Origin of the sequence: Sulfitobacter sp. SH24 (assembly GCF_965641895.1) — a bacterium.
Lineage (GTDB): Bacteria > Pseudomonadota > Alphaproteobacteria > Rhodobacterales > Rhodobacteraceae > Sulfitobacter > Sulfitobacter dubius.
Window position 1 is genome coordinate 1187730 of the sequence record NZ_OZ282575.1, and the last position, 15726, is coordinate 1203455.

Here is a 15726-nt window from a genome sequence, read left to right on the forward strand (position 1 = left end):
TTCCTTTGTCGAAAACAACCCGCACGTCGCACAAGGCCTATCGGCGGCGCGGATTTCTGCCCCCTTGGCAATTGCGCTCTTGCGCCCTATACGTCCCGCCTTATCCATCAAAGGGCGCGAACAATGATCGGCAGTGCGAATCTCAACATCATGATCAAAGCGGCACGCAAAGCGGGGCGTGCATTGGTCAAGGATTTCCGCGAGGTCGAGAACCTTCAGGTCTCGGTCAAAGGCGCGGGCGATTTCGTGACCAAAGCCGACATTGGCGCCGAGAAGATCATCAAAGACGACCTGATGGGCGCGCGCCCGACCTACGGCTGGCTGGCCGAAGAGGGCGGCGAGGAAGAGGGCCAAGACCCAACGCGCCGTTGGATCGTCGACCCGCTGGATGGCACGACCAACTTCTTGCACGGCCTGCCGCATTGGGCCGTCTCCATCGCGTTGGAGCATAAGGGTGAGATCGTCGCTGGTGTGGTTTTCGACCCTGCCAAGGATGAGATGTTCTTTGCCGAAAAAGGCACTGGCGCTTGGATGAACGAAAGCCGCCTGCGCGTGTCGGGCCGTCACCGCATGATTGAATCGATCTTTGCCACGGGTCTGCCTTTCGGCGGTCGCGCCGATCTTCCCGAAACGCTGAAGGATCTGGGCCGTCTCTTGCCCGTCTGCGCCGGTGTGCGCCGCTGGGGCGCTGCTTCGCTCGATCTCGCTTACGTTGCTTCGGGCCGCTACGATGGGTTTTGGGAGCGCCGTTTGAAGCCGTGGGATGTGGCCGCAGGCATGTTGATCGTCAAAGAGGCCGGTGGCCTTGTAGAGGCGATCCGTCCTGAGCGTAACATCCTGCAACATGGCGAGATTATCTGTTCGAACGAGCCGATCTATTCGACCTTCGCCAAAACGATCCGCGGCTGATTAGTCGATCGGGATCGTCTGGCGCAATTCGCCGGTCAACTGGTCAAAGATCAGGATCTCATCCGCATCCGTTACCACCGCATACCAGCCGCGTCCTTGCGTAAATGCCTGGGCGCTGCTGCCATCGGGCAGGGTGATGCTGCGCGGCATGGTCGGGCCTTGATCGCTCAGGCGGGTGACAAGCACGAAGATCAGCACTAAAACCCCGCCAATCATCACGACGGTCAAGACCGTCACCATCCGCCGCAGAAACCGCAGGTTCGCCGGTTCATCAGGGTTGTCCGTGTCCATGTCTCACCGCCGCATTGATTTCATTCTGGGCGAAAGCCCGCCCGCCCGTCTTGATAAGGCGCTGGCCCGCGATGTGCCAGAGGAAGCGAACCTGTCGCGCACGCGATTGGGCCGGTTGATCGAAGAAGGAGCCGTGACCGTGGACGGTGCAGTGGTGCAAGACCCCCGCGCCAAGGTGGCCGAAGGTCAGGTGGTGCATATCTCCGTTGAGGAAGCGGCGGAAAGCCATATCTTGCCCGAGGATATTCCCCTGTCGGTGGTGTTCGAAGATGACGACCTAATCGTGATCGACAAACCTGCCGGCATGGTGGTGCATCCCGCGCCGGGCTCGCCATCGGGCACTTTGGTTAATGCATTGCTTGCACATTGCGGCGACGATCTTTCGGGTGTGGGCGGCATGAAACGGCCCGGTATCGTGCACCGCATTGATAAGGATACCACCGGGCTGCTGGTTGTCGCCAAATCCGACGCGGCGCATCATGGGCTGGCGGCGCAGTTCGAGAAACATACGGTTGAGCGGTATTACCAAACGCTTGTCTACGGTGTGCCGGATGCCAATGACCCGCGTCTGCGCGGTGTTAAGGGCGCATCCTTTGAGGCGGGAAACATCCTGCGTATGACCACCCAACTGGCGCGGCATAAGACCGATCGGCAGCGACAGGCGGTGCTGTTCCAAGGCGGCCGCCACGCCGTAACCCGCGCCCGCACGGTTGAGCGTTTTGGCACGCCACCCGTTCTGGCACTGCTGGAATGCTGGCTGGAAACGGGGCGCACGCACCAGATCCGCGTGCATATGTCTCACGCGGGCCACGGTTTGGTGGGGGATGCGACCTATGGCGGGCGGCGCAAGCTGGCCAAAGCGGCCTTGCCCGAGGCCACCGCCGAGGCCATTCGCGCCTTTCCGCGTCAGGCACTTCACGCGGCTGTCTTGGGGTTTGAGCATCCTGTGACGGGCGAAAACCTGCGTTTTGAAGCCCCGCTACCGCCGGATATGGCAGCGCTGCTTCAACTGCTGCGTGAGGGGCCTGTCGACCCTTCGGCGTGACCCCGCCACCCCAAGGAACCACCCAGGCACGGGTTACGTTTTATTCACAGAAGTTGTGCAATCTTGAACAAAAGCGTGAACGCTTCTGTCTTGAAAGCACGAAGGGGGCCGCCCATATTGCATGTTAAGCGAAATAACATAGGCCTCGGTCAAACTGAGGAAAGGGACAAGACATGGCAAATTATGCAAATCTGCCCGCACCAACACCAGAAGGCGGGCTGAACCGCTATATGCAAGAGATCCGCAAGTTCCCCCTGCTGGAGCCTGAGGAAGAGTACATGTTGGCCAAACGTTGGGTCGAAGAACAAGACACCGAAGCGGCCCACAGGATGGTGACATCTCACCTCCGTCTCGCTGCAAAAATCGCGATGGGATATCGGGGCTATGGTCTGCCGCAGGCCGAGGTGATCTCGGAAGCGAACGTTGGCCTGATGCAAGCTGTTAAGCGTTTCGATCCGGAGAAGGGCTTCCGCCTTGCCACCTATGCGATGTGGTGGATCCGCGCGTCGATCCAGGAATATATCCTGCGGTCGTGGTCGCTGGTGAAACTAGGCACGACATCGGGTCAAAAAAAACTGTTTTTCAACCTGCGCAAAGCCAAGAACAAGATCGGCGCGCTGGAAGAAGGCGATCTGCGTCCTGAAAATGTGACAGAGATCGCTACTCAATTGGGTGTGACCGAAGCCGAAGTCGTTTCCATGAACCGTCGGATGTCGGGCGGCGATGCATCTTTGAATGCCACTGTCGGTTCCGAAGGCGAAGGAACAATGCAGTGGCAGGATTGGTTGGAAGATGAAGATGCCGACCAAGCGGGCGACTACGCTGAGCGGGATGAACTGGAAACCCGGCGTGAGATGTTGGCCGAAGCACTGGATGTGCTGAACGACCGTGAGAAAGACATTCTGACCCAACGCCGCCTGTCTGATGAGACGGTCACATTGGAAGATCTTTCTTCTCAATATGATGTCAGCCGTGAACGTATTCGCCAGATCGAAGTCCGCGCTTTTGAAAAGCTGCAAAAGCGGATGCGCGACTTGGCAAAAGAAAAGGGCATGATGGCCGCCTCTTAAGCCGCCTTCGCCTATGATGCATTAAGCCCCGTTCTATTGAGCGGGGCTTTTGCGTGGCGACCTAGCTTGGCTGAGAAAGCCTGCCTTCGATCACGGCGATCCGCGCAAAACCTTCGGCCAATGTAGCGGTCTTCATTGTACGTGCAGCGGATTGAAGAAGCTCGCGCAGGTGAGCTGCTTGGTGCTCAGGCGCGGTGGCCAGATCCAGTATGCTCCACCTGATCAACCGCCAGTACGCGGCGCGGAATGCATCGCTGAGGATCGGGTTTTCGATCATGTCCGCTAAGGCTGCCAGAAGCCGGGCGCGTATGTCAAAGAAGTCTTCGGCGCGGTTCAGTTCGCAAATATCCATCATCCCCAGTATCCCGACAATCGACATGAAATGCACAGGCGGCACGGGGTGAGAGGGCGCGCATTTGGCCGCAGCCTCAATAATCGCCACGGCGGCGCGGATGTCGTCGGCGCGCTTGGCGTCTTCCAATGGGGTGATAACGGAACCGACACCGGATTTCACAGCGATCATACGCTCATAGGCAAGCCGTTGAAGCGCTTGCCTGATGGGCGTTCGCGAAACGCCAAAGCGCTGTGCCAAGGCGACTTCGTGCAGCATCCCGTCTTCGATACCGCGGTTCAGGCAGATGTCTGCGCGCAGCGTTTCGGCAATCGCTTGGCTTGATTTGGCCTGGTTCAACTTCGCCTCACGTCTCGGGTTCAATCGCGTTCTTGCTTAATTAACATGTATACAGGTATTGATGCGAATATTCAACTTATTCGGATTTCACTATGCCAATAGATACGCCTCGTTTTGATGCTGAAGGCACCTCAATCCGCGCTGTCATCCCAACCCCGCGGGGCGGGTATTTAGCGATGACCGGTTTTCCCGGGCTCCTAACAGAGGTGGATGGCACGCCCTATCTTGACCCGCTACAGATGACGGAAACCCTTGAAGGACTGCGTAATATGGGCGCCAGACAATTGCTTGTTTTAACGGAAGAAGCAGAGCTGCCAGAGGGTGCTTTCCCGTCAATTAAAGTTATTTCTCAGCGGGTTGGACTGGGTGTATATTTTTCCGAAATTATCGATTTCCACGTGCCGGGGGATGCATTCCTAAGTGAATGGCCCGCTTACAGAACCCGATTTGAGCGTGCGCTGGATGCGGGAGAGACCGTTGCACTGTCTTGTCAATATGGGGCAGGGCGCAGCGGGCTTGTTGCGGCATGGTTGCTGATGGGGGCTGGCCTTCCCGCTGCGAAAGCTATCGCCTTGGTTCGAAATCACTTCTCTGAGGCAATCGAGAACCAGCTTCAGGAAGACTGGCTGTTAGAGCAGGAAAAAGGTTAATAAAATGTTCATTTGCATAGGTTTCAGCGCAGAATATCGTAAAACTATGCTATTGCCCCATTCTCGGCCAATTGTCGCCTTATTCTTGCCTTAATTGAGCTCGACAACATGTATACATCTTGGGCGGCCTTGGTTCCATTGAGGCAAAGCGACTGCTCATAAGAAGGGAAGATATAACAACGACGCTTGAGAGAAGGATCAGACATGCACAACCGCCCCACCGTACAAGATTCATCTGTCCCCATCATGCCCCTTACCGCAGGTGACATCATCCGGCGCAGACGCACCTTTGATCCCGTTGACGTTTTCCATACTTCCTGTGAAGCCCCAGTGCCTTATACCGTTTCTGAGGCGCGTTTTCGCAAGGTTCATTACGCTCGCGATTTCGGTAGAGTCGAGGCGATGGTCGAGGTGACCTACATGCGCCATCCGTCCGAGCCGCCCCGCACCGTCTGCCTTCGGGCAAGCGTGTCATTGGGTGGTAGCGGCCAGCGCAAAGACCTGCGCCAAAGGCTAATCCAAAGCGCCGTTAACCTATCAGTCCTTTTCGACCGTCTCAACAGAGCAGATATCACCCTGCGTGCTGCTTAACGCAACGCCCCATGCCTAGCGACTGCACCCCCATTTGGGGGTGCTTTTTTTATGGGGGTAGGGTCATCTGAGAGAAGATGCCGACTGGCACAAAGTCAAGAATATCCGTTGATCGCCAACAAACCACCGCGCGCAGCCCGGCGAGGATGATCTTGATATTGCGGAGGGGCCGCCCCATCTCTTGAAATAGCAGCGGGCGAGCTTTGCGTTTGGCGTGAATAAATGCGTGACGTGACGGGCGCTGGACCCATATCAAAGACAATCAACCGACAAATTTCCCCGATAGGAGGGTGTGACATGGCTGGTGGATGGGCGCGCGATGGCGCGGTAAGCGAACAGATTGAGGCGTCGATCTCAGACGAGTTGGCGCGGATGAAGGCGCGGCGCGCGCAGGTGGGCGAAAGCCTGACCCATTGTGCCGAATGCGAAGAACCGATCCCCGAAGCGCGTCGCATCGCGTTGCCCGGGGTGAAGCTGTGTATCGACTGCGTACGCGAGCGCGACGGCCAGCATCAGATGCGCGGCGGAATTAACCGGCGCGGATCGAAAGATAGTCAGCTGAAGTGAGGTTAGCCTTGAGCGCAGTAGATAGGGCGCTTGGGGGGTGAAGAGGGCCGCTTAGACGGCCCTCTTGCAACGATAACAGCGGCTTGGCGTTACTCCATCGCCTCAAGCTCATCAATCATGTCAGAAATCATCGAAAGCCCCTTGTCCCAAAATGCCGGGTCAGATGCATCAAGCCCGAAGGGGGCCAGAAGCTCTTTGTGGTGCTTTGATCCGCCTGCTTTGAGCATGTCGAAGTATTTGTCCTCAAAGCCTTCTTCACCCTCTGCGTAAACCGCATATAGCGCATTCACCAGCCCGTCGCCAAAGGCATAGGCATAGACGTAGAAGGGCGAGTGGACGAAGTGCGGGATATAGGCCCAGAAGGTCTCATACCCCTCCATATATTCGAATGCTGGCCCGAGGCTCTCGGCCTGCACAGACATCCACAGGGCATTGATGTCGTCGGGGGTGAGCTCTCCGCTGCGGCGCGCCTCGTGCAGTTTGCATTCAAAGTCGTAAAAGGCGATCTGGCGTACGACCGTGTTGATCATGTCCTCAACCTTGCCCGCCAGCAGCACTTTGCGTTCCGCTTGGGTTTTGGCTTTGTCGAGCATCTTGCGGAAGGTCAGCATCTCACCAAAGACAGAGGCCGTTTCGGCCAAGGTCAATGGGGTGGATGACAGCATCTCGCCCTGATCAGCGGCCAGAACTTGGTGCACGCCGTGGCCCAACTCATGCGCAAGCGTCATCACGTCGCGCGGTTTGCCTAAGTAGTTCAGCATCACATAGGGGTGGACGTTGGTCACTGTCGGATGCGCGAAAGCGCCAGGCGCCTTGCCCGGTTTGACGCCTGCGTCAATCCAGCCCTTGGTGAAGAATGGCTTCGCAATATCGCCCATACGCGGATCAAAGGCGGAATAGGCCTCCATCACGATGTCCTCGGCCTGCGCCCAATCGACGATCTTGGGGTCTTCCATTGGCAGTGGCGCGTTGCGGTCCCAGACCTGCATGACGTCCAGCCCCAGCCATTTACGCTTCAACTCATAGTAACGGTGGCTCAGCTTTGGGTAGGCCTCAACAACCGCATTGCGCAGCGCTTCTACAACTTCTGGCTCAACATGGTTGCTCAGGTGGCGACCCGTTTGCGGTGTCTCCATTCCGCGCCAGCGATCCAGCACTTCTTTCTCTTTCACCTGCGTGTTGTGCACACGGGCGAAGGTGCGGATGTTGTTGCCCAACACTTCGGCCAGTTCGCGTGCACCGGCTTCACGCTTGGCGCGGTCGGGATCGGTCAGCAGGTTCAGCGTGCCTTCGATGGTGAGCGTCTCGCCGTCGACCTCGAACTCTAGCCCTGCGATGGTCTCGTCGAACATCCGCTCCCATGCGTCGCCGACGACGCCGAGGTCGTGCAGGAATTTTTCCATCTCATCGGACAGTTGGTAAGGTTTCATCGCACGAATGCGGTCGAAAACGGGCTTATAGCGCGCGAGATCGGGGTCTTGGTCGAGCAGATCGGCGAGATGCGCATCCGGCAGTTTGTTCAACTCCAACGTAAAGAACACCAGCGGAGTGGTGTAGTCGGTGATCTTTTCCTGCATGTCGGACATGAACTTGGCGCGGCCCGAGTCCGTGGTCTGCTGGTAATAGCGCAGCCCCGCATAGGACATGATGCGCCCGGCGACCTGATTGATTTTCTCGTTGCGCAGCACACAGTCCAGCAGCCCTTTGGCGTCTAGCCCGGCCAAATTGCCTTCGTAGTCGGTGGCAAAGCTTGCACAAGCTTCTTCCAGCCAATCGAGATCGCGTTTAAGTTCGGGCGCATCTTCGGCGGTGTAAAGGTCGCTCAGATCCCATTCCGGCAGATCGCCGAGGTCCTTGCCCCCGGCACTGGCGTTGGCATCGTGAAGCGGGAAGGGAAGCTGAAACATCGGTGTACCTCATTTGCGTTTCGTCACATCTATGCCTCCGGGCGGGCCGGAACAACCTATCCGTAGATGCGCAGCATCTCTTTCAGGTCATCCAGCGTGTTGGCCTCTTGCAATGGCTTGTCCTTGCGCCAGCGCAGCATACGCGGGAACCGCAGGGCGACGCCGGATTTGTGGCGCGGGCTGGGTTGGATGCCCTCGAAAGCGATCTCGAAGACATGGTGCGGGGTAACTTGGCGAACGGGGCCAAAGCGTTGCTGCGTGTTCTTGCGCACCCATGCGGTGATCTGGCGGAATTCGACGTCTGTGAGGCCCGAATAGGCCTTGGTAAAGGGCACCAGATCATTGCCGTTCCAGACCGCGAAGGTAAAATCGGTAAAAAGGTTCGCCCGGCGGCCCGAGCCCGATTGCGCATAGATCATCACCGCGTCGATGGTCAGCGGGTCGAGCTTCCATTTCCACCAGTCGCCTTTTTTGCGGCCCGAGAGATACGGGCTGTCGGCCCGTTTCAGCATCAAGCCTTCAGCCTGCGCCTCGCGGGCGGTCTCGCGCAGGACGGCCAATTCAGCCCACTCGGTGAACTGGTGTTGCGGCGAGAGGCGCACGGGCGCGTCTACGGGCAGATCGGCGGCGGCCTGTTCCAGCAGCGCGCGCCGCTCGGCAAAGGGGCGGTCGCGGATGTCCTCGCCCTGCCATTCCAGCAGGTCGTAAGCGTGCAGCACCACGGGGGCTTCTTTCAGCAGCTTTTTCGGCACGGTCTTGCGTCCGATGCGGGCTTGCAGCGCGTTGAAGGATGAGGGAAATTCCGCCCCCGGCTGCCAGACGAGCAATTCGCCATCAAGCACCGTGCCCGGCGGCAGGTGGTCGGCAGCGCGGGCGAGTTCGGGGAAGCGGTCGGTCATCAGTTCTTCGCCGCGTGACCAGACGAAATAGTCGCCATCGCGCAGGATAAGCTGCCCGCGGATGCCGTCCCATTTCCATTCCGCGCGCCAGTCTTCGGGGGTGCCTAGGGCTTCCGGTCCGTCTTCCAATGCATAGGCGAGGTAGAAAGGGTAGGGGCGCGAGGCGTCGGCGCTGGCGTCTTCGGCCTCAATCAGGCTGTGCCATGTCACGTCATCGGGGTGCCAGTTGCCCATCAAGCGGTGCGCCATTTCCGGCTCGGGACGGCCACTGGCGCGGGACAGGGCGCGGGTCATCAGCTTTTGGCTGATGCCGATGCGAAAACCGCCGGTGATGAGCTTATTGAAGAGAAAGCGTTCGGTGCCGCCGAGTTGCTGCCATGCGGACAGAACAAAAGCCTTGCGCGCAGTGTCGTCTTCCTTTTTCAGCCCGCGCAGGGCGTTAATCCAAGAAGTCAGCGTCCCGGTGTCGGTGCTGTCGACCGGGGGCAGGACCAATGCGATGGTTTCGGCCAAGTCCCCGACAATGGCGTAGCTGTCCTCAAACAGCCACAGCGGCACGCCGGACGCCTCAGACGCCCATTCGCGCAGGCGCGTTGTCGTCACCGCACGCTTCGGGCGGCGGCCCGAGAAGAGCGCGACGGTCCAGAGCCGGTCATCCTCGGCGGCCGTGGTGAAATACTCGGCCAGCGCGGCCACTTTCACCGTGGTCTTGGTGGTCTGGTCGACGGCGTTGAAGAGGGCGGCGAAATTCTTCATTCGTTGTCGCCTCCGTCGCCCTCGAACTGGGTCGGCACGACTTCGGCCTTCCAGCCCTGATCGTTCAGGTATCGCGTGAAGATATCGGTGTAACCATGTGTTACATATATGTTTTCCGCCCCAGTCTCGCGGATCGCCCAAAGCAGCCCATGCCAATCCGCATGGTCCGAGATGACAAACCCCCGATCCCCTGCGCGCCGTCTGCGCACCCCGCGCAGCGCCATCCAGCCCGAGGCAAAGGCGCTCTCCTGCGGTCCAAAGCGCCGCGCCCATTGGCTGCCTAAGGCCGAGGGCGGCGCCAGCACCAACGCGCCGGGGTGGTCTTTGGGGGCGAGGTCGGGCGTCACAAGCGTTGTCTCGGGCAGGGTGATGCCCTGTGCGCGCAGCACCGCATTGGTATTTTCCACCGCCGTATGGGTCAGGATCGGTCCGATCGCGGGATCGAGCATCGACAGGAGCCGCTGCGCCTTGCCCAGCGAATAGGCCCCGAGGAAAGCCGTCTTTCCAGCGGCCTTGCAGCCCGCCCACCAGTCGTTGATCTGGCCCGCCACCTCGGCCTGCGATTCCCAGCGAAAGACCGGCAGGCCGAAGGTGCTTTCGGTGATGAAATGGTGGCAGCGAACCGGCTCGAAGGGTTCTGACATGCCGTCGTCGATCACCTTGTAATCGCCCGACGCGACCCAGACCTCTCCGCCGACCTCAACCCTGATCTGCGCGCTGCCGGGCACATGGCCCGCCGGGTGGAAAGAGACCGTGGCCCCGCCGATCTGCCGCCTCTCGCCATAGGCGATGCCCTCGATGGCGATCTCGCCCAAGCGGTGGCGCATCACGGGCAGGGCCGCGTGGGTGGCAAGGTAACTGCCCATCCCGTCGCGGGCATGGTCGGCATGGCCATGGGTGATCAACGCCCGGTCAACGGGGCGCCAAGGGTCGATATAAAAGTCACCGGCGGCACAGTAGATGCCGTTTTCGGTGAAGCTTAGAACGGGTTCGCGTGTCATGCCAAGCTATCTAGGCGGCGCGGGCGGATTGCACAGGAAAATGACGCGGGCTGGGGGCTAACCGGTGATATTGCCCAGATAGAGCTTTTCCAGCCCGTCGAAGATCGGCTTGCGCAGATCAGCCCTCTCCAGCAGCACCTCATGCTCGCCGCCCGGCACAATCTCAAGCCGCCCGCCTTTCCACTGTGCCATGCGCTTATGGACGCGGTCGGTGGCGACGATCCGCTCGTTGCTACCAAGGTAGGTGACGCAAGGAATGTTGGGCGCAGACCGCCCGGCGAGGTGCTTCGTCTCGGCCAACGCCTCGCGCAGCCAGACAAAGCTGGGGCCTCCAAGGCTCAGCTCCGGATGCGCGACCAATTGATCGCGCATCATGTCGTACATCTGCGGATCGGTGGTCAGCAGGTTGTCGTCGAAAGGGGCGATGGCGGGGTAGGCTTCGATCTTGGTGCCCGGCGGTAGGCGGTGGCCCTGTCCGACCCGGGGCATGAACTGCGCCAAGGACCACGCCAGCGCGCGCAGATGCGGCACGACATAGATGCCCCACATTGGGCCCGTGAAAGCGACGGCCTGCACCGGCAACCCCTCCATCACGGCGCGCAGGCCGATGCAGCCGCCCATGGAGTGGGCCAGCAGGAAATAGGGGCGCGGCAGGTTCAGGCTGCGCGCGGCGCGCAGCATGGCGGCAACGTCTTTTTGATAGTCGCTAAAAACATCCACATGGCCAATGCGCGCATCCGGCAAAAGCCGGTCCGACAGACCCTGACCGCGCCAGTCGATCGCCATGGTGGCAAGGCCGCGCCGTGCAAAGTCGGCGGCGCAAAGCCCGTACTTCTCAATGTATTCGGTACGCCCGGGAAAGAGCAGCACCGTGCCCCGCGCGCCCGCGCTGGGCCAATGACCCAGCCTGATCCGCTTGCCATCCGATGTCTCGGCCCAATGGGCTTGGCCCCCATCGGGGCCGGGGGCGATATCGGTGTAAAGCGGGGCCGGGTCTAGCTGCATCAGCCGAGAACAGCGGCGAGCTTCATCGCCATGCCCATGTCGCCGTCGATCTTGAGTTTGCCGGTCATGAATGCGGAGGTCGGGTTGGTGTCGCCTTCGAGGATGGATTGGAAGGTTTCGGCGTCGGCGCTCAGCGTCACGTCGGCCTCTTCGTCAGCGGCGCGGGCGCCGTTTTCGTTCATCATCACGGTGCCTTCACCTTCGATGTCGAACTTGGCCGTGCCGTCAAAATCACTGCCGGCCAGCTTTTCGTTCAGCACCACAACCGCTTCGTTCACAATATCGCTCATCGCTCGCCCTTTTTTGGCATTTGGCCCCGCTACGTCTGGAATTGCGGCGGCAGCCTGTTACATTCAGTTTTGTTATGCGCATCATACCCGTCAACCTCAAACATACCGTTGCGGCAGTTGGTGGCTTTGTGTTGCTTGCGGGCATGGCCGTGGCCGAAATGGCCCCGCCCGAGCTTATGCAAAAGCTGCGCGAGGCCCCTGCGGCCGAAGCCTCTAGAATCGCCCATGAAGTCGAAGCGCATTGGCAGCGCTCCGGTTCGGCTGCGATGGATTTGCTGCTGTCACGGGGGCGGGAGGCGATGGCCAATGGCGATACAAGGCAGGCGATTGAGCATTTGACCGCGCTGACCGATCACGCGCCCGGTTTTGCCGAAGGGTTCCACACGCGGGCGCAGGCCTATTATGCGGCCAACCTCTATGGTCCCGCGCTGGATGATCTGGAGCGGACGCTGGCGCTGAACCCCGACAATTACAACGCGATCTTTGGCCTTGCCGTGATGATACAGGAGTTCGGAGATCTGGGCCGTGCGGCGGAGATGTACCGCAAAGCGCTGGCCCTCAACCCGCATCACGAAGACGCTCGGTCGGCCCTTGAGGGGCTGCGCCGGGACGGCATCGGACGCGAGCTTTAATTCAAGGATAAACAGGTGGCAGGCAACAAGCGCGTCGTGGCCGTTCTCGGCCCGACAAATACCGGTAAGACGACCTATGCAATCGAGCGGATGCTGGCGCACCGGACCGGGGTGATCGGCCTGCCGCTGCGGCTGTTGGCGCGTGAGGTCTATGACCGGATCGTCAAGGCGCGCGGGCCCTCGGTCGTGGCGCTGGTCACGGGCGAAGAGCGGATCGTGCCGCCGCGCACGCAGTATTGGGTCTGCACGGTTGAGGCGATGCCCCAAGAGATGGGCGCGGATTTCGTGGCCATTGATGAGATCCAGCTCTGCGCCGACCCCGAGCGGGGCCATGTGTTCACCGACCGCTTGCTGCGGGCGCGTGGCCTGCATGAGACGCTGTTCATGGGGTCCGACACCATGCGCGGCACCATCGCGGCGCTGGTGCCGGGGGTCGACTTCATGCGCCGCGACCGGATGAGCGAATTGGTCTATTCTGGTCAGAAAAAGATAAGCCGGATGAAGCCGCGTAGCGCAATCGTCGGCTTTTCGGTTGAGAATGTATATGCCATCGCTGAGCTGATCCGCCGCCAAAAGGGCGGTGCAGCGGTGGTGATGGGCGCGCTTTCCCCGCGCACGCGCAATGCGCAGGTTGAAATGTACCAGAACGGAGAGGTCGATTATCTGGTCGCCACCGATGCCATCGGAATGGGGCTTAACCTTGATGTCGATCACGTCGCCTTCTCGGCGCTTAGCAAGTTTGACGGGCGGCGGATGCGTCCACTTGCGCCCAATGAGTTGGCGCAGATCGCGGGCCGGGCAGGGCGTGGGTTCAAGTCGGGCACATTCGGCACCACCGGCGATGCGCCTGCGCTTGATGACGGGGTGGCGCGGGCGATCATGGACCATAATTTTACGCCTCAAAACAAGGTGAATTGGCGCAACCACGCGCTTCAATTTGGCAGTATCGATCGACTGATCCAAACCTTGGAGATGCCCCCAGAGGACGAGCGCCTTGTTCGGGCGCGCGAGTCCGACGACTTGAAGGCGCTTAAGGCGCTTGCGCAGGTCGACGAAGTTTTTGCCCGCGCGACCGACGGCGCGTCCGTACGCTTGCTCTGGGATGTTTGCCGCATTCCCGATTTCCGCGGCATCAGCCATGCCGAACATGCGGGGCTGTTGGAGACCATTTTTAACGACCTGCACCAGCGCGGATATATCCCCGACGATTGGCTCGCCCGACAAATCAAGAGAATTGATCGAACCGATGGCGACATTGATGCGTTGTCCAAACGACTCGCGTTTATTCGCACTTGGACCTACGTTGCACAGCGCAAGGGCTGGACAAAGGACGAAAGCCATTGGCGCGACACGACGCGTGTCGTAGAAGACCGCTTGTCGGATGCTCTGCACGAGCGTTTGACTCAAAGATTTGTAGATCGGCGCACATCCGTATTGCTGCGCCGGCTTGGACAGAAGGAAGCCATGGTGGCCGATGTAAACGAGACCGGTGAAGTCACCGTTGAAGGTGAATTTGTAGGCAAGCTGGACGGGTTCCGCTTTCGGGTGGACAAGGGCGCGGGCGCGGCCGAGGACAAGACGGTGAAAACCGCCGCATTGCAGGCCTTGGCTCCGCAGTTCCATCTGCGTGCCGACCGGTTCTACAACGCACCCGATACCGAGATTGATTTTACCGAACAGGGCGGCCTGATGTGGGGGAGCGCTGCGGTGGGTAAATTGACCGCTGGCAGCGACGCGCTGAAGCCGCAGGTCGAGGTTTTCGTGGACGATATCGCCGGTCCCGAAGTGGCGGAAAAGGTAAAGCGCCGTCTGCAACACTTCATCGACCGCAAAATCGCCGCGTTGTTCGAACCCCTTCTGGGGCTCAGCAAAGATGAGACGCTGACCGGCTTGGCCCGAGGTTTTGCTTTTCAACTGGTGGAAAATTTTGGCATCCTGCCGCGCGCTCAGGTGGCTGAGGATGTGAAGTCGCTCGACCAAGACGCCCGTGGCGCGCTGCGCAAACATGGCATTCGCTTTGGTCAGTTCACGATCTTCATGCCGCTGATGCTGAAGCCCGCGCCGACCCGTCTGCGCTTGGTGCTGTGGTCGCTGACCAAAGGGCTGAACGAATTCCCTGAATCGCCCCCTCCCGGTCTGGTGACCATCCCCGTTGAAGCGGGCGCGCCCGAAGGGGCCGATACGATGTCGGGCTACCGCAATGCAGGCAAACGCGCGATCCGCATTGATATGCTAGAGCGTCTGGCAGATATGCTGCGCGCAGAGGATTCTCGTGGCGGATTTGAGGCCAAACCCGACATGCTCTCGATCACCGGCATGACGCTTGAGCAATTCGCTGACCTGATGGAGGGGCTTGGCTATAAGGCTGAGAAAGACGGGCGCACTAAGGTCAAGCCTGTCGATGTGGTGATGCCCAAAGACGGCAGCCATAATGCGATGGATGCTTCTGCAGATACCAACGTCCCTGAAAAGCTCGACAGTGATCTCGCGGCGGATGACGCGGCGGATAAGCCGATCATGGATGTGGCAGCGGAAGAGCCAGCGGGCGGTATCATTGAGACCCCCTTGGATGAAACCAACCCCGATGACCGCCCGGCGGACGTGGCACAGATGCCTGACGACGGTATCGCGCCGATGGCCGACGTTGCAGCAGAACACACTGAGGTTGAGGCCGACATTCCCGAAGTGCCAGCGGAAGAAATCCCGCAGAGCACAGCCCCCGACGCCGATGTCGCCGGGCCGGAGATGGAAACCTACTACATCTTCACATGGGCGCGCAGCCCGCGTGGCAATGCAGGTGGTGGCCGGCGCGGCGGTGATCGCAACCAGGGACAGGGGAAGCCGCGTAGCAAGCCTGCCAAGGGCAAAGGGCGCAAGCCCGGTGGCGACAAGGGTGGCAAGGCGCAGAACTTCTCGGCCCGTCCGCCACGCAAGGAAAAGCAGATCGACCCCGACAACCCCTTTGCGGCAGCGCTGATGGGGCTGAAGGACGACAAGTAAGTGGAGGCGGGCGCGAAACTGCGGCTGGACAAATGGCTGTGGCACGCCCGCTTTTTCAAAACCCGTTCGCTCGCTGCCACTCAGGTGGCGGGCGGCGCGGTGCGGATCAACGGTACGCCCACGCAAAAACGCGCCAGCAATGTGGGCCCCGGTGATGTATTGACCTTCGCGCAGGGCGATCACGTTCGGGTGATCCGGATCGAAGCCATCGGCCAGCGCCGTGGTCCCGCGCCGGAAGCACAAATGCTTTACACCGAGCTGTCCCCGCCACAGCCGAAACCAAAGGACATACTGCCCGAAAATCCCGGATATGAGGGAAAGGGCCGCCCGACCAAGCGTGACCGTAGGCAGCTTGATCTTTCTAAGGCGCGCTACCTTGAATGATCCCGCGCACCGGTTTAGCTAGTCCTCCATACACCCAG

Annotated in this window: 16 protein-coding genes; 9 read left to right on the forward strand and 7 right to left on the reverse strand. The window is 60.1% G+C overall.

All coding sequences use genetic code 11. The features are described 5' to 3' along the window. Nucleotides 1–123 precede the first annotated feature (123 nt). Nucleotides 124–909 (forward strand): inositol monophosphatase family protein, encoded by a 786-nt coding sequence (locus ACSQ16_RS08455; RefSeq protein WP_067624477.1) that lies wholly within the window; start codon nt 124–126, stop codon nt 907–909. Here ACSQ16_RS08455 and ACSQ16_RS08460 read toward each other — a convergent pair whose 3' ends face one another. Continuing rightward, the gene (locus ACSQ16_RS08460) at nt 910–1200 is read right to left on the reverse strand and encodes a DUF6476 family protein (protein ID WP_243260962.1); all 291 of its coding nucleotides are present in this window, start codon (nt 1198–1200) and stop codon (nt 910–912) included. On the opposite strand from ACSQ16_RS08460, the gene ACSQ16_RS08465 reads away from it, so the two are divergent. Further along, nucleotides 1199–2245: an RluA family pseudouridine synthase gene (locus ACSQ16_RS08465; protein WP_243260961.1), complete on the forward strand. Its 1047-nt coding sequence runs from the start codon at nt 1199–1201 to the stop codon at nt 2243–2245. The two genes, ACSQ16_RS08460 and ACSQ16_RS08465, sit on opposite strands and share 2 nt — an antisense overlap. A gap of 173 nt (nt 2246–2418) precedes the next feature. Continuing rightward, the gene (gene rpoH / locus ACSQ16_RS08470; protein WP_243260960.1) at nt 2419–3315 is read left to right on the forward strand and encodes an RNA polymerase sigma factor RpoH; all 897 of its coding nucleotides are present in this window, start codon (nt 2419–2421) and stop codon (nt 3313–3315) included. Between the two features lie 61 nt (nt 3316–3376). Here the strand turns inward: rpoH and ACSQ16_RS08475 are convergent, their stop codons facing one another. Continuing rightward, the gene (locus ACSQ16_RS08475; RefSeq protein ID WP_243260959.1) at nt 3377–4030 is read right to left on the reverse strand and encodes a GntR family transcriptional regulator; all 654 of its coding nucleotides are present in this window, start codon (nt 4028–4030) and stop codon (nt 3377–3379) included. A gap of 68 nt (nt 4031–4098) precedes the next feature. Between ACSQ16_RS08475 and ACSQ16_RS08480 the strand changes: the two genes are divergently transcribed. The 3 genes from ACSQ16_RS08480 (at nt 4099) to ACSQ16_RS08490 (ending at nt 5814) form a co-directional block, all read left to right on the forward strand. Further along, nucleotides 4099–4656, forward strand: coding sequence for a protein-tyrosine phosphatase family protein (locus tag ACSQ16_RS08480; RefSeq protein ID WP_435988727.1), 558 nt, complete (start codon nt 4099–4101; stop codon nt 4654–4656). A 204-nt stretch (nt 4657–4860) separates the two neighbouring features. After that, the gene (locus ACSQ16_RS08485; protein WP_243260957.1) at nt 4861–5247 is read left to right on the forward strand and encodes a hypothetical protein; all 387 of its coding nucleotides are present in this window, start codon (nt 4861–4863) and stop codon (nt 5245–5247) included. Between the two features lie 297 nt (nt 5248–5544). After that, entirely contained in the window at nt 5545–5814 is a 270-nt protein-coding gene (locus ACSQ16_RS08490) for a DksA/TraR family C4-type zinc finger protein (protein WP_093925761.1), read from the forward strand. A gap of 89 nt (nt 5815–5903) precedes the next feature. Here the strand turns inward: ACSQ16_RS08490 and ACSQ16_RS08495 are convergent, their stop codons facing one another. From ACSQ16_RS08495 to ACSQ16_RS08515, 5 genes are read right to left on the reverse strand one after another with little or no spacing between them, the layout of a single operon-like run. Next, complete coding sequence (locus ACSQ16_RS08495) at nt 5904–7721, reverse strand: M3 family oligoendopeptidase (RefSeq protein ID WP_243260956.1); 1818 nt, start codon at nt 7719–7721, stop codon at nt 5904–5906. 56 nt (nt 7722–7777) lie between these two features. Continuing rightward, nucleotides 7778–9376: an ATP-dependent DNA ligase gene (locus ACSQ16_RS08500; RefSeq protein ID WP_243260955.1), complete on the reverse strand. Its 1599-nt coding sequence runs from the start codon at nt 9374–9376 to the stop codon at nt 7778–7780. Next, nucleotides 9373–10377: a ligase-associated DNA damage response exonuclease gene (locus tag ACSQ16_RS08505; RefSeq protein WP_243260954.1), complete on the reverse strand. Its 1005-nt coding sequence runs from the start codon at nt 10375–10377 to the stop codon at nt 9373–9375. The genes ACSQ16_RS08500 and ACSQ16_RS08505 overlap by 4 nt, the downstream gene beginning before the upstream one ends. 57 nt (nt 10378–10434) lie before the next feature. After that, a complete protein-coding gene (locus tag ACSQ16_RS08510) occupies nt 10435–11382 on the reverse strand; it encodes an alpha/beta fold hydrolase (RefSeq protein WP_243260953.1) in 948 nt (315 codons plus the stop codon). Further along, nucleotides 11382–11672 (reverse strand): SCP2 sterol-binding domain-containing protein, encoded by a 291-nt coding sequence (locus ACSQ16_RS08515; RefSeq protein ID WP_243260952.1) that lies wholly within the window; start codon nt 11670–11672, stop codon nt 11382–11384. Before ACSQ16_RS08515 ends, ACSQ16_RS08510 begins: the two co-directional genes overlap by 1 nt. Nucleotides 11673–11746: 74 nt before the next feature. Here ACSQ16_RS08515 and ACSQ16_RS08520 point away from each other — a divergent pair, with 74 nt between their 5' ends. Genes ACSQ16_RS08520 through ACSQ16_RS08530 form a run of 3 tightly spaced genes read left to right on the forward strand, consistent with a single transcriptional unit; the run spans nt 11747 to nt 15688 of the window. Beyond that, nucleotides 11747–12304: a tetratricopeptide repeat protein gene (locus ACSQ16_RS08520; RefSeq protein ID WP_243260951.1), complete on the forward strand. Its 558-nt coding sequence runs from the start codon at nt 11747–11749 to the stop codon at nt 12302–12304. A 15-nt stretch (nt 12305–12319) separates the two neighbouring features. Further along, entirely contained in the window at nt 12320–15304 is a 2985-nt protein-coding gene (locus ACSQ16_RS08525; RefSeq protein ID WP_243260950.1) for a helicase-related protein, read from the forward strand. After that, complete coding sequence (locus ACSQ16_RS08530) at nt 15305–15688, forward strand: RNA-binding S4 domain-containing protein (protein ID WP_243260949.1); 384 nt, start codon at nt 15305–15307, stop codon at nt 15686–15688. It begins immediately after the preceding gene. Nucleotides 15689–15726 lie beyond the last annotated feature (38 nt).

Coding starts and splice junctions, on each gene's coding strand:
- ACSQ16_RS08465 (WP_243260961.1), top strand. CDS start 1,199: ATGTCTCACCGCCGCATTGATTTCATTCTGGGCGAAAGCCCGCCCGCC.
- ACSQ16_RS08520 (WP_243260951.1), top strand. CDS start 11,747: ATGCGCATCATACCCGTCAACCTCAAACATACCGTTGCGGCAGTTGGT.
- ACSQ16_RS08455 (WP_067624477.1), top strand. CDS start 124: ATGATCGGCAGTGCGAATCTCAACATCATGATCAAAGCGGCACGCAAA.
- ACSQ16_RS08500 (WP_243260955.1), bottom strand. CDS start 9,376: ATGAAGAATTTCGCCGCCCTCTTCAACGCCGTCGACCAGACCACCAAG.
- ACSQ16_RS08460 (WP_243260962.1), bottom strand. CDS start 1,200: ATGGACACGGACAACCCTGATGAACCGGCGAACCTGCGGTTTCTGCGG.
- ACSQ16_RS08490 (WP_093925761.1), top strand. CDS start 5,545: ATGGCTGGTGGATGGGCGCGCGATGGCGCGGTAAGCGAACAGATTGAG.
- rpoH (WP_243260960.1), top strand. CDS start 2,419: ATGGCAAATTATGCAAATCTGCCCGCACCAACACCAGAAGGCGGGCTG.
- ACSQ16_RS08495 (WP_243260956.1), bottom strand. CDS start 7,721: ATGTTTCAGCTTCCCTTCCCGCTTCACGATGCCAACGCCAGTGCCGGG.
- ACSQ16_RS08505 (WP_243260954.1), bottom strand. CDS start 10,377: ATGACACGCGAACCCGTTCTAAGCTTCACCGAAAACGGCATCTACTGT.
- ACSQ16_RS08510 (WP_243260953.1), bottom strand. CDS start 11,382: ATGCAGCTAGACCCGGCCCCGCTTTACACCGATATCGCCCCCGGCCCC.
- ACSQ16_RS08480 (WP_435988727.1), top strand. CDS start 4,099: ATGCCAATAGATACGCCTCGTTTTGATGCTGAAGGCACCTCAATCCGC.
- ACSQ16_RS08515 (WP_243260952.1), bottom strand. CDS start 11,672: ATGAGCGATATTGTGAACGAAGCGGTTGTGGTGCTGAACGAAAAGCTG.
- ACSQ16_RS08485 (WP_243260957.1), top strand. CDS start 4,861: ATGCACAACCGCCCCACCGTACAAGATTCATCTGTCCCCATCATGCCC.